This is a genomic window from Massilia violaceinigra (assembly GCF_002752675.1).
In the GTDB taxonomy this organism is placed as follows: domain Bacteria; phylum Pseudomonadota; class Gammaproteobacteria; order Burkholderiales; family Burkholderiaceae_D; genus Telluria_A; species Telluria_A violaceinigra.
This window is the reverse complement of sequence record NZ_CP024608.1, coordinates 6,173,766-6,185,910: the sequence shown is the minus strand read 5'-3', so window position 1 is coordinate 6,185,910 and position 12,145 is coordinate 6,173,766. Positions and strand designations below refer to the sequence as shown.

The following is a 12,145-nucleotide window of genomic DNA, read 5'->3' as shown; positions in this document are numbered from 1 at the left end:
TTTGATTCACATCAAGGATTTTTGATCTCCAGAAATTTACTCTTCTGCTGTCATCGTTGCATTCTCAGGAGAGCCTTTGTGGACAGAGCTTTAAATTACAACAACAAGATCGTCAGGTACTTCACGATCGCCACCGTCTTTTGGGGCGTGATCGGCATGCTGGTCGGCGTGTTCATCGCCGCGCAGCTGGCCTGGCCGGCCCTCAATTTCGACATCGCCTGGTTAAGCTACGGGCGTCTGCGTCCGCTGCATACCAACGCCGTCATTTTCGCATTCGGCATCAACGGTTTGTTTGCGACCTCGTACTGGGTGGTGCAGCGCACCTGCCAGGTGCGCCTGTTCTCGGACACGCTGTCGATGATGACCTTCTGGGGCTGGCAGGCGATCCTGGTGCTGGCCACCATCACGCTGCCGATGGGTTTCACGCGCGGCAAGGAATACGCCGAGCTGGAATGGCCCATCGCGCTGCTGATCACGGTGGTCTGGGTGATCTACGCGATCGTCTTCTTCGGCACCATCGTCAAGCGCAAGGTCAAGCACATCTACGTGGCCAACTGGTTCTTCGGCGGGTATATCCTGGCCGTGGCGATTCTCCACATCGTCAACGGCGCGGTCATGCCGGCCTCGTTCTGGAAGTCCTACTCGGCCTACGCCGGCGTGCAGGACGCGATGATTCAATGGTGGTACGGCCACAATGCGGTCGGCTTCATCCTCACCGCCGGCTACCTGGGCATGGTCTACTACTTCATTCCGAAACAGGCCGAGCGCCCGGTGTACTCGTACCGCCTGTCGATCGTCCACTTCTGGGCCCTGATCTTCACCTATATGTGGGCGGGACCGCACCACCTGCACTACACCGCGCTGCCCGACTGGACCCAGTCGATCGGCATGGTGTTCTCGCTGATCCTGTTGGCGCCATCGTGGGGCGGAATGATCAACGGGATCATGACCCTGTCGGGCGCCTGGCACAAGCTGCGCTCGGACCCGATCCTCAAATTCCTGATCGTGTCGCTGTCGTTCTACGGTATCGCCACCTTCGAAGGCCCGATGATGTCGATCAAGACCATCAACGCGCTGTCGCACTACACCGACTGGACCGTCGCCCACGTGCACGCCGGCGCCCTGGGCTGGGTCGGATTCATCACCATGGGTTCGATCTACTACCTGATCCCGCGCCTGGCCGGCAAGACGGAAATGTGGAGCGTGCGCCTGATCGACACCCACTTCTGGGTCGCGACCATCGGCATCGTGCTGTACATCTCCTCGATGTGGATCGCCGGCGTGATGCAGGGCCTGATGTGGCGCGCGGTCAATAGCGACGGCACCTTGACGTACACCTTCGTCGAAGGGGTCAAGGCGACCTATCCGTACTACGTGATCCGCGTCGGCGGCGGCCTGCTGTACCTGACCGGCATGCTGCTGATGGCCTATAACACGTACCGGACGATGCGCAATACCGTCAGCGAAGACGCGCGCATTCCCACCCTTTTACCTGCACACGCCTGAATCCGGAGCTTGCAATGAAATTTTCACATGAATTGATCGAGAAGAATCCCTGGCTGCTGATCGGACTGGTTTTACTGGTCGTTTCCTTCGGCGGCCTGGTGGAAATCGTTCCCCTGTTCTTCCAGAAATCGACCACCGAGCCGGTGGCCGGACTGAAACCGTATTCGGCGCTGCGCCTGGTGGGCCGCGACATCTACGTGCGCGAAGGCTGCTACAACTGCCACTCGCAGATGATCCGTCCGTTCCGCGCCGAGACCGAGCGCTATGGCCACTACTCGGTGGCCGGCGAATTCGTCTACGACCGGCCGTTCCAGTGGGGTTCCAAGCGCACCGGTCCCGACCTGGCGCGCGTCGGTGGCCGCTACAGCGACGAATGGCACCGCACCCACCTGGACAACCCGCGCGACGTGGTGCCGGAGTCAAACATGCCCGGCTATCCGTGGCTGGCCAAGACCCGGCTGGTGCCGGCCGAGGTGATTCCGAAAATGCGCGCCCTGCAGCGTCTGTCGACGCCGTACTCGGAACAAGACATCGCCCAGGCCCCGGCCACGCTGGCCGACAAGACCGAGCAGGATGCCCTGATCGCCTATTTGCAGGGCCTCGGCATCCAGATCAAGACGAGGAACTGACATGGCAATCGAACATATTTTTGACAGCGCGAGCAGCATCATGACCGTCATCAGCTTCACCACCTTCCTCGGCATCTTGCTGTGGACCTTCGTCCTCAAGGGCGGCAAGGACTTCGAGACGCAGGCGGCGCTGCCGTTTGCGGGCGATGCCGGCGACAACGCGGGGGAGAGCGGTCATGGCTGATTTCACCAGCGGTTTCTGGGACCTGTACATCATCGTCATCACGGTGCTGGCAATCCTTGGCTGCGGCGTGCTGCTGTGGTCCCAGTCGACCCACAAGGTCGAACCGGGCAGCGACGGCACCACCGGCCACGTGTGGGACGAAGACCTGACCGAACTCAATACGCCGCTGCCGCGCTGGTGGATGTGGCTGTTCTACATCACCATCGTGTTCGCGCTGGTGTACCTGGTGCTGTACCCGGGGCTGGGCAGCTACGCCGGCAAATTGGGCTGGAAGTCGAGCGGCGCCTACCAGGAAGAACTGGTCAAGGCCGATGCCGACTACGGTCCCCTGTTCGCCAAATACGCCAGCCAGGATCTGAAAGCGGTGGCGGCCGACCCGCAGGCGCACGCGATCGGCGAGCGCATGTTCCTGACCTACTGCGCGCAGTGCCACGGCTCCGACGCGCGCGGCAACAAGGGCTATCCCGACCTGACCGACAAGGACTGGCTGTACGGCGGCGAGCCTTCGGTGATCAAGGCGACCATCATGAAGGGCCGTAACGGCATGATGCCGCCGATGGGCGCGGCGGTCGGCTCGGAAGCCGATATCGAGAACGTGGCGCACTACGTCAAGAGCCTGTCCGGGCTGACCGCCGATCCGATCAAGGTCTCCTTCGGCAAGACGAAGTTCGGCGCCTGCATCGCCTGCCACGGCGCCGGCGGCGTCGGCAACCAGGCACTGGGCGCGCCCAACCTGTCCGACAAGGTCTGGCTGTACGGCGGCAGCGCCGAGACGATCATGGAAACGATCCGCAAGGGCCGCACCAACACCATGCCGTCCTTCCACGAGTTCCTGGGCGAATCCAAGGTCCACGTGCTGGCCGCCTATGTATGGAGCCTGTCCAACGATCCGGCGCCGGCGAGCCTGGCGGCGGCGCCCGGGGTGGCGCAAAAATGACAGAGGCCGCCGCCAAGCCGGTTGTGATCCGGATGTATGCCGCGCGCGAGGAAATCTATCCGCGCGAAGCGAAGGGGCGCTATGCCAGCTTGCGCTGGGCGTGCGTGTGGATCACCCAGTTGGTGTTCTACGGCTTGCCCTGGCTGAACTGGAACGGCCGCCAGGCCGTCCTGTTCGACCTCGGGGCGCGCAAGTTCTACATCTTCGGCATGGTGTTGTGGCCGCAGGACTTCATCTACCTGGCGGCGCTGCTGATCATCGCCGCCTACCTTCTGTTTCTCGTCACCGCCATCGCGGGGCGGGTGTGGTGCGGCTTTGCCTGTCCGCAGACGGTCTACACCGAGATCTTCATGTGGATCGAGCGCAAAATCGAAGGCGCGCGCAGCGCCCGCATCCGCCTCGACCGCCAGCCCTGGACCGCCGACAAGCTGGCACGCAAAACCGCCAAGCATCTGGCCTGGGGTGTGGTGGCGCTGTTTACGGGCTTTAGTTTCGTGGCGTACTTTGCCCCGGTGCGTTCGCTCCTGTCGAATATCGGCGCCTTTGCGCTGGGACCGTGGGAATGGTTCTGGATCGGCTTCTACGCGTTCGCCACCTACGGCAACGCCGGCTGGCTGCGCGAGCAGGTGTGCAAATATATGTGTCCGTACGCGCGCTTCCAGAGCGCCATGTTCGACAAGGACACCCTGATCGTCACCTACGACCAGGAACGGGGCGAACCGCGCGGCGCGCTCAATCCCAAGGCCACGCCGCAGGACGCGAAAAAGAAGGGCGATTGCATCGACTGCAATATGTGCGTGCAGGTGTGCCCGACCGGGATCGACATCCGCAAGGGCTTGCAGTACGAATGCATCGGCTGCGCCGCATGCGTGGACGCCTGCAACGGCGTGATGGACAAGATCGACCTGTCGCGCGGGCTGATTCGCTACTCGACCGACAACGCAATGGACAACAAGTGGTCGGCCAGGCGCATCGGCCAGCGCATCTTGCGCACCCGGGTGCTGATCTACACCGCGCTGCTGGTGCTGATCGTGGCCGGTTTCGGCACCGCGCTGGCGCTGCGCACGCCGCTCAAGCTCGATGTGATCCGTGACCGCGGCTCGATGGGGCGCGAAGTGGGCGACGGCATGATCGAAAACGTGTACCGCCTGCAGATCATGAATACCGCCGAAACCGGGCATACCTTCCGCATCAAGGTGTCGGGCATCGATTCGGTGCGCCTGGCCACGACCGACCAGGCCGTGCTCGATGGCGCCAGCACGCGCGCGGTGCCGGTGCGGGTGCAGGTCGAACGCAGCGCGGCGGCGCGCGGCGCGGCGGCGCCCGGATCGAACCACATCGAGTTCGAACTGACGGCGGTGGACGACCCGTCGCTCAGCGTGCGTGAAAAAGCCGTGTTCATCGTGCCAAAATAAAGCAAACAAGGAGACCCGCATGCAAACCGCCTCACCTCTGATTCCCTCCATCGGCCCGTGGTACAAGCACCGCTGGCCATGGCTCCTGATGCTCGGCCCCGCCATCGTGGTGGTGGCCGGCGTGAACCTTGGTTTCGTCGCCTACCGCGGCCAGGATGCGATGGTGGTCGACGACTACTACACGAAGGGCAAGGCGATCAACCAGGACTTGCGGCGCGACCGCGTGGCCAGCGCCATGCGCCTGGGGTTCGACGCGCGCTATGATCCGGCCACGGAAAGGCTGGCCGGTACCCTGACCAGCGGCGGACAGGCCTTGAGCGCGCCGTTCAGCATCCACCTGGCGCACGCCACCCAGCCGCAGAAGGACCGCAAGCTGGACGTGATTCCGGATGCGGCTGGGCGTTTTTCGGTGGCGTTGCCGCTGCTGGAACGGGCGCGCTGGCAGGTGGTGGTTGAAGGCGGTAAGCGTGACTGGCGTCTGGCTGCGGCCTGGCACTGGCCGCGCGAGCAGGCGCTGGCGATCAAGGCCGACGCTGCGGACCTTGCTCACTGACCGGGGGAGTGCAGATGCGACTTGCGATGAAAGTGTTGTGGCCCGCCTTCCTGGCGGCGATGCTGGCCGAAGGCTGCTTTTTTGCGCTGTTCGATCCGCGCGAGGCGCTGCATGTGGGCGACATCACGCTCTCGCCGATGGCGGCGTACACCATCGGCTTTTTCTTCTTCTGGACTTTTTGCGCGCTGGCCAGCATGCTGACCTACTATCTGGTCGTGGTGCCGGACGATCCGCATCCGCCGTTTTAGCCTGGATATTTTGTGCGCCGTGCCAAGGAGCGCGAGAGAGTTCGGGTCAAGTGGATGCCGCGCCATCGTCAAACACCGCCTGCAGGCTGGGCGCGTTGAGGCTGCGCTCGAACCACTGTTCAAGCTCTGCCTGAGTGGCCTGACCGATGCGTTGCGTTGCCGGCCCCGGCAATTCGCCGAACCGCTTGCGCAACAGGCTGCCCAGCGCCCCGCGTAGGGCAATGACTTGTCCTTCCGCCTTACCTTCCGCACACCCGTTTTGAAAGCCGATCTCCTCGATCTGCTCGGCGCACGTTGCAAGTTTGCCTCCCATGTCGGCATCCTCCTCCGCGCTATCAACCATAAACAATTCCGAATTGCCGGTTCCGCGTGCCAGCAAACCGTTTACCCATACCTGAATCGAGCGCCGCAGGCTGGCCTGGGGTGATTCCTTGAACCACGTCGTCAGCGCCGGCAAGACGTCTGTTGAGACCTCGGGCAAGAGTGAAAGTTCAAGCCGGAACAGCAGCGCCAGCACCCGCTCGAAGGCCGACAGGGCGACTTCATCGAGCAGCTTGAAGGAAGTGAAATCCGTGACCAGTTCGCGCACCCGTTCCGGGTGGGCGAACAGCGAGCGGTATCCGAGGTCGTGAGGGCGGGCATCGCGCATTGTGGCGAGCGCCCATGCCCCGCCTTTGCGCTGCCTCACGCGTGCGCGGCGGCGTACAGGCCGGAAGGATAAGGCAGGTAGCAGGATGTGGCGCGCGGGGAAGAGGAAAGCCCGTAATTATGTCCTGATAATTACCTGTGAACATTATTATCGCCTGTTGGAAAACTGATTCCCGCAGGCTTGTTGCGACTTACGCCATCGGGCTGCACTGCTCGGTGCCGGCGGCCAGCGCCTTGAGCATGGCCGGGTCGAGCAGGGTCATTTCGCGCTTGTCGACGCCGATCCAGCCCTGTTTCTTGAAGCGCGACAGCAGGCGGCTGATGCTTTCGATGGTCAGGCCGAGGTAGTTGCCGATATCTTCGCGCGACATGCGCAGCTGGAAACTGGTGGCCGAGTAGCCGCGCGCCGCGTAGCGTGCCGACAGGTTGACCAGGAACACCGCAAAGCGCTGCTCGGCCCGCATATTTCCCAGCAACAGCATCACATTTTGCTCGCGCGTGATTTCCTGGCTCATGATGCGGTGGAAATGGCGCAGCAGGGTGGGCACCTCGCCGAACAGTTCTTCCAGGCGTTCGAATGGAATCTCGCACACTTCGCTGTCTTCGAGCGCGACCGCGTCGCAATGGTGGCGGTCGCCGCTGATGGCGTCCATGCCCAGCAGTTCGCCGGCCATCTGGAAACCCGTGATCTGCTGCTCGCCGCCCGCATTGACCTGGTAGGTCTTGAAGTGGCCGAAGCGGATGGCGTACAGGTTGCGGAACGGCTCGTCCATCTGGTACAGGCGCTCGTCGCGCAAGACGCGGCGACGCTTGCCGATGATGTTGTCGAGTCGGGTGATATCGTCGTTTTCGAGTCCCATCGGCAGGCACAGCTGGTGCATGCTGCATCCCGCGCAGCTGGCCTTGAGCGCGGCGACGTTCAAAATGGCTGCGGGAACGAATGGAAGAGGCTGGGGCATAGGGGTCTGACGGTTTGTGGCTTGAGCCGTATGATACCCCAGTGGAACCATGGCAGGCAGGCTAATAGCGGCGCAGCTGCGGCATTTTCCCCAGTACAGATGCCCGAATGGCCATGGTGGCGTTGCATTATCTGCGCAGGCGTTGTGCAAGTCCCAACAGCGCCGACCAAAGAACAAGGGAAAGACCAATAGCGCCCGCCGATACCAGTTGTGCGGCACTTAATGGCGTGAAATGAAACACGGCCGCCAGCCCGGGCACGCAGATCACGACCAGCAGCGCGGCGAGGGCGTTCGCGGCGATCATCCACCGCACCCGGTTGGGCCGGCGCCGCCGATGAGGGGCGCGTCGGGGCGGCGAGGCGGCAGCAGGAACATGGGTTGGCGCGCGGCGTTCCATGCCCGTTGGAGAAGGCCAGGGCGGCAGGCGGCCGGCAGCGCGTTGGGGCCGTCCGCGGCGAGGCGGATCGTTCAAGATATCAATGACTTACCAGCAAGGCTTGATGTGGCACGAGCGTGCCGGGATCGGCTACTTAGCGCGGGCGGAAACGCACGTCGACGGTCGAGACCTCGCCCGTGATCTTGGCTTTCTTCGGCTTCTTGGGCTTTTTCAGCACCTCGCCGGCGGTGTTGGTCACCGGCACCCGGTGTTCGGGCGAGAAACCAGGCTCCTCGATCCGCTCCAGGGTCTGTTTGGTGAGGATTTCGATGGCGGCAAGCAACTGCACTTCGTCCGCGCACACCAGCGACACCGCCTCGCCCGAGGCGCCCGCGCGGCCGGTGCGGCCGGTGCGGTGAATATAATCCTCGGCCACGATCGGCAGGTCGAAATTGACCACCTGCGGCAAGTCGTCGATGTCCAGTCCGCGCGCGGCCACGTCGGTGGCCACCAGGATCTTCGCTTCGCCCGCCTTGAAACGGTCGAGCGCGCGCAATCTGGCCGGCTGCGGCTTGTCGCCATGGATCGAATCGGCCGCGATGCCCTGCGCCTGCAGGGTCTCGACCAGCTGGTCCACGCCCTTGCGCGTCTTGACGAACACCAGCACCTGGCCCCAGCGGTGCTTTTTCAGCAGATACAGGAACAGTTCCGGCTTGCGCTTCTTGTCGACCGGCACCACCCACTGGCGGATGCGCTTGACGGTGCTGTTGCGCGGACTGACCTCGATGCTCAGCGGGTCGATCAGCAGCTTGCCGGCCAGCGCGCGGATCTCGTCCGAAAAGGTGGCCGAAAACAGCAGGGTCTGGCGTTTTTTCGGGAGCGCGGCGAACACGGCGTCGAGCTCGCGCGAAAAGCCCAGGTCCAGCATGCGGTCCGCTTCATCGAGCACCAGCGTTTCGAGCTGGTCGAACTTGACCGCGTTCTGGCGGTACAGGTCGAGCAGGCGGCCGGGCGTGGCCACCAGCACATCGAGGCCCTTGCGCAGCTTCATCATCTGCGGATTGATGCTGACGCCGCCGTAGGCGACGTGGGTCCGCAGCGGCAAGCCGGCCCCGTAGGCACGGAAACTTTCGTGCACCTGTTCGGCCAGCTCGCGGGTGGGCACCAGCACCAGCACGCGCACCGCGTTGGCGCCGACCTGGCCCTGCAGGGTCAGGCGCTGCAGCAGGGGCAGGGCGAAGCCGGCGGTCTTGCCGGTGCCGGTCTGGGCGGCCGCCATCATGTCGCGTCCGGCCAGCACGGCCGGAATGGCTTGCGCCTGCACCGGGGTGGGGGTGCTGTAGCCGAGCGCGTCCAGTGTGCGCACGAGGGGATCGATCAGACCGAGGGAATCAAAAGACATGGGGAAGCGACCTTGCAGCAAAAGAACAAGGGCGTAGTTTACTCTGTCCGGCGCCGGCCGGGGCGCAAAACCCCTAGCGCGTGGCGCTCACAGCTGCCGAGACGGTCGGCTTGGTCGGCTCGTGCTTGTCGCCGCAGGCGGCCACGGAGAGCACGAGCATGCAGCAGGCGGCAAGGGCCGCGAGCGGGTGAAAGCGTGGTTTCATGGCGCACCCCTGTTAAAAAGCCAATGCTACCCAAAACCACGCCCGGACGGCGCGCTATTGCAACGCGCTATCGCGACGCGCTATCGCGACGCGCTGTCAGAAGCGGTAGCTCACGCCGGCGCGCAGCACCGGATACACCTTGTAGGCCTGGACGTCGGCTTCCATCTTCACGCGCTCGACCGCCACGTCGCGCGCCAGCTGGGTGCAGGCGGCGCTGGTGGCCGTGCAGCCCGACTGCACCAGACGGCCGTTCGGATGGCCCTGCCACAGAGCGCCCACATCGGCGCTGAATTGCCACTTCTTGTCGGTGCTCAAGGCATTGCCCCAGCCCACGCCGAGGTAGGGCGCGCCCTTGTTGTACTCGATGCCGCCGTTGAGGATGCCGACCTGGCTCGCCGCGTAAGTCTTGCCGTTGATGTTGTAGTTGCCGTTGGAATCCTGGCGCGCCACCATGCTGACCTTGTTGCCGTTGTACACCACGCCGCCGGTCAGGCGGAACGGGCTGTTATCGATCAGGTGCCAGTCGAACAGCACGTCGATGTTTTGCAGCTTGGCCTTCATCGTGTAGTGGACGGTGCTGGCGGTATCGTTGTACTTGTACTGGAAATAGCTGGCGCCGAAACGGGCATTCAGCGTTTTTTCCATTGGGAAAATCAGATGGGCGCCGACGCCCGTGGTGCCGACTTCTGCGGTAACGGCGATCTGGGCTTGCGCGCTGGCGGCCAGCAACAGGGCGGCGGCCGCCAGGACGGTATTCTTGATGTACATGCAATGACCTTTGACGAATGACTGGGGGATGGCGGCATTGTACCGGCTCAGGCCGCCGGCGACATGCTCTGGCATCGTGGCCCGCCATGCTACTCCAGTCGGGGCTGCCAAGCCAGTCCCGAAAGGTAAGCAATTGTCGTTTTTTGTCGCCCGGCCGGCCCGGCGCGGATCGCCTGGGAATGGCGTTTCGCCTGTATTGACGGGCGCCGTTGCGTGCCGGGATGGTGGTTTCCGGGCCCGATCCATGATAAATTCTGTGGCGGCCGGCTGCAGATCGTCCGCAACACGCCCCACCAACCGATTTTCCGGAGATTCCCGCATGCCTACCCCGTTCCAGCGCGCCGTCGCGCCCCGTCTGATCGCCGCCCTGGTGGCCTTGTCGCTTGGCGGCGCCGCCGTGCCGGTGCTCGCTGCCACGCCTGGCGCCGGTGCCGGTGCCGCGGCCGCGGTGGACAAGCGCGACGCCGCCTTCGACAAATGGGCCGATGGCTTTGCCGCCGACTGGGTGCGGCTGTCGCCCCAGCGCGCCACGGTCGACCAGTATTTCCGCGGCGCCGAACAGCAAGCGCTGGACCGCCAGCTCACGCCCATCACTGTGGCGCACCGCGCCAGGTATGCGGCGCTGGCCAGGGCTGGTGTCGCGCGGCTCGACCGCTTCCTGGCCGGGTCCCTCGACAGCACCCAGCGCGTGTCGGCCGAGACCATGCGCTGGTCGCTGGCCAACCACCTGGCCGGCGAGCGTTTCGAAGACCACGCCTTCGTGTTCTCGCAATTTGGCGGCACCCACATCGCGCTGGTCAGCTTCATGAGCGCGGCGCACCCGATGCGGCGCGCGGCCGATGTCGACAGCTACCTGGCGCGCCTGGCGCAGATTGGCGAACGCATGGACCAGGCCAACGCGCGCACCCGCGCCGCCGCCGCGCGCGGCCTGCTGCCGCCGCGCTTCATCCTCGAACGCGCGCAGGGGCAGGTCGACGCCTTCCTCAAGCCGGCCGCCGACAAGAACGTGCTGGTGCTCGCGCTGGCCGAGCGCAGCGCCGCCCTGGCCGACCTGACGCCGGCGGCGCGCGCCGCCGCCATCGACAAAGCGGCGGCCATCGTCGGCAAGAGCGTCCTGCCGGCCTACGCCAGGAGCCAGGCGCTGCTGGCCGAGCTGCACCCCAAGACCGGCGACGCCGCCGGCATTGCGCGCCTGCCCGACGGCGCCGCCGCGTACAGCCATGCGCTGGCCAGCTTCACCGGCACCACCCTGAACGCGGCCCATATCCACGCGATCGGCCTGCGTGAAGTGGCGCGCATCGAGGGCGAGATGGACCGCCACCTGCGCCAACTGGGATTCACCGACGGCAGCATCGACGCGCGCATGAAAGCGCTCGACAAAACCTTCCAGCCGGCGGCCGAACCCGATCCGCGCGCGGCGATCCTGGCCGGTTACGCGGCCATGGTGCGCGACGCCGAACAGCGCAGCGCCAGGCTGTTCAACCTCAAGCCGCGCGCGCCGGTCGAGGTGCGGCGCGAACCGCCGCTGACCGAGGGCAGCGCCTCGGCGCACTACAGCGTGCCGGCGCCGGACGGCAGCCTGCCCGGCATCTTCTGGGTGCCGCTGCGCGGGCCGGCGTTCGACATGATCCGCATGCGCAGCCTGGCGTATCACGAAGCGGTGCCGGGGCACCACTTCCAGCTCGCCATCCAGCAGGAACTGAGCGGCCTGCCGGCCTGGCGCAGGCAGCGCATTTTTGGCGGCGGCAGCGCGCACTCCGAAGGGTGGGCGCTGTACACCGAGCGGCTGGCGGTGGAGCAGGGCTGGTACGAAGGCGACGTGCCGGGTTTGCTGGGGGCGCTCGGTTCGGAACTGTTCCGCGCGCGCCGGCTGGTGGTCGACACCGGCTTGCACAGCAAGGGCTGGACGCGCCAACAAGCGATCGACTACGGCATTGGCGCGGCCGAGGTGGAGCGCTACGTGGTGTGGCCGGGCCAGGCCTGCGCCTACATGCTGGGCATGCTGCGCATCCTCGAACTGCGCGAGAAAGCGCGGCTGGCGCTGGGCGAGCGCTTCACCTTGCCGGCGTTCCACGACGTCATCCTCAAGAACGGCTCGGTGCCGCTGGACGTGCTCGGCAAGATAATCGACCAATGGATCGCCGACCAATCCAAGCCCGCCGCGACCTGAACTTTTCCTAATCGGGGCCAGTCACCCCCCACAACCGGGGTCAGAGCTCTGACTCGAAACATTGTTAAATCCTGGGAGGCTGGCCTGACCGAGGCCGGCTTGAGCGCCATCGCCCGTCCGCTTGGCGGACATCGGGAGCGCTAGT

The 12,145-nt window shown here is 64.8% G+C and carries 14 protein-coding genes; 8 read left to right on the top strand and 6 right to left on the bottom strand.

Features of this window, described 5'->3' with window-relative positions; all coding sequences use genetic code 11:
* Positions 1-78 precede the first annotated feature (78 nt).
* The 7 genes from ccoN to CR152_RS26545 are packed head-to-tail and all read left to right on the top strand — an operon-like array spanning position 79 to position 5,472.
* Positions 79-1,506: a cytochrome-c oxidase, cbb3-type subunit I gene (gene ccoN, locus CR152_RS26575; RefSeq protein WP_099880035.1), complete on the top strand. Its 1,428-nt coding sequence runs from the start codon at positions 79-81 to the stop codon at positions 1,504-1,506.
* Positions 1,507-1,520: 14 nt separating this feature from the next.
* Complete coding sequence (ccoO, locus tag CR152_RS26570) at positions 1,521-2,135, top strand: cytochrome-c oxidase, cbb3-type subunit II (protein ID WP_099880033.1); 615 nt, start codon at positions 1,521-1,523, stop codon at positions 2,133-2,135.
* A 1-nt stretch (position 2,136) separates the two neighbouring features.
* A complete protein-coding gene (locus CR152_RS26565) occupies positions 2,137-2,319 on the top strand; it encodes a cbb3-type cytochrome oxidase subunit 3 (RefSeq protein WP_099880031.1) in 183 nt (60 codons plus the stop codon).
* Complete coding sequence (ccoP, locus tag CR152_RS26560) at positions 2,312-3,256, top strand: cytochrome-c oxidase, cbb3-type subunit III (RefSeq protein WP_099880029.1); 945 nt, start codon at positions 2,312-2,314, stop codon at positions 3,254-3,256. The genes CR152_RS26565 and ccoP overlap by 8 nt, the downstream gene beginning before the upstream one ends.
* Positions 3,253-4,671: a cytochrome c oxidase accessory protein CcoG gene (gene ccoG / locus CR152_RS26555; RefSeq protein WP_099880027.1), complete on the top strand. Its 1,419-nt coding sequence runs from the start codon at positions 3,253-3,255 to the stop codon at positions 4,669-4,671. The genes ccoP and ccoG overlap by 4 nt, the downstream gene beginning before the upstream one ends.
* Positions 4,672-4,690: 19 nt before the next feature.
* The gene (locus tag CR152_RS26550; RefSeq protein WP_099880025.1) at positions 4,691-5,224 is read left to right on the top strand and encodes a FixH family protein; all 534 of its coding nucleotides are present in this window, start codon (positions 4,691-4,693) and stop codon (positions 5,222-5,224) included.
* 14 nt (positions 5,225-5,238) lie between these two features.
* Complete coding sequence (locus CR152_RS26545) at positions 5,239-5,472, top strand: hypothetical protein (RefSeq protein ID WP_229413613.1); 234 nt, start codon at positions 5,239-5,241, stop codon at positions 5,470-5,472.
* 46 nt (positions 5,473-5,518) lie between these two features.
* Here the strand turns inward: CR152_RS26545 and CR152_RS26540 are convergent, their stop codons facing one another.
* From CR152_RS26540 to CR152_RS26525, 6 genes are all read right to left on the bottom strand, one after another.
* Positions 5,519-6,121, bottom strand: coding sequence for a hypothetical protein (locus tag CR152_RS26540; RefSeq protein WP_099880021.1), 603 nt, complete (start codon positions 6,119-6,121; stop codon positions 5,519-5,521).
* A gap of 190 nt (positions 6,122-6,311) precedes the next feature.
* On the bottom strand, positions 6,312-7,079 hold the full coding sequence (fnr, locus tag CR152_RS26535; RefSeq protein WP_099880019.1) for a fumarate/nitrate reduction transcriptional regulator Fnr: 768 nt from the start codon (positions 7,077-7,079) through the stop codon (positions 6,312-6,314).
* 127 nt (positions 7,080-7,206) lie between these two features.
* Positions 7,207-7,476, bottom strand: a complete 270-nt coding sequence (locus tag CR152_RS33295) for a cation transporting ATPase C-terminal domain-containing protein (RefSeq protein ID WP_370663833.1) — start codon at positions 7,474-7,476, stop codon at positions 7,207-7,209.
* A gap of 133 nt (positions 7,477-7,609) precedes the next feature.
* Positions 7,610-8,857, bottom strand: a complete 1,248-nt coding sequence (gene rhlE1, locus CR152_RS26530; RefSeq protein WP_099880017.1) for an RNA helicase RhlE1 — start codon at positions 8,855-8,857, stop codon at positions 7,610-7,612.
* A 73-nt stretch (positions 8,858-8,930) separates the two neighbouring features.
* Positions 8,931-9,062 carry a hypothetical protein gene (locus CR152_RS34730; protein ID WP_267876251.1) on the bottom strand — a complete coding sequence of 44 codons (132 nt, stop codon included), beginning with the start codon at positions 9,060-9,062 and terminating at the stop codon, positions 8,931-8,933.
* Between the two features lie 96 nt (positions 9,063-9,158).
* Positions 9,159-9,905 (bottom strand): hypothetical protein, encoded by a 747-nt coding sequence (locus CR152_RS26525; protein WP_229413611.1) that lies wholly within the window; start codon positions 9,903-9,905, stop codon positions 9,159-9,161.
* 244 nt (positions 9,906-10,149) lie between these two features.
* On the opposite strand from CR152_RS26525, the gene CR152_RS26520 reads away from it, so the two are divergent.
* Entirely contained in the window at positions 10,150-12,000 is a 1,851-nt protein-coding gene (locus CR152_RS26520) for a DUF885 domain-containing protein (protein WP_099880015.1), read from the top strand.
* Positions 12,001-12,145 lie beyond the last annotated feature (145 nt).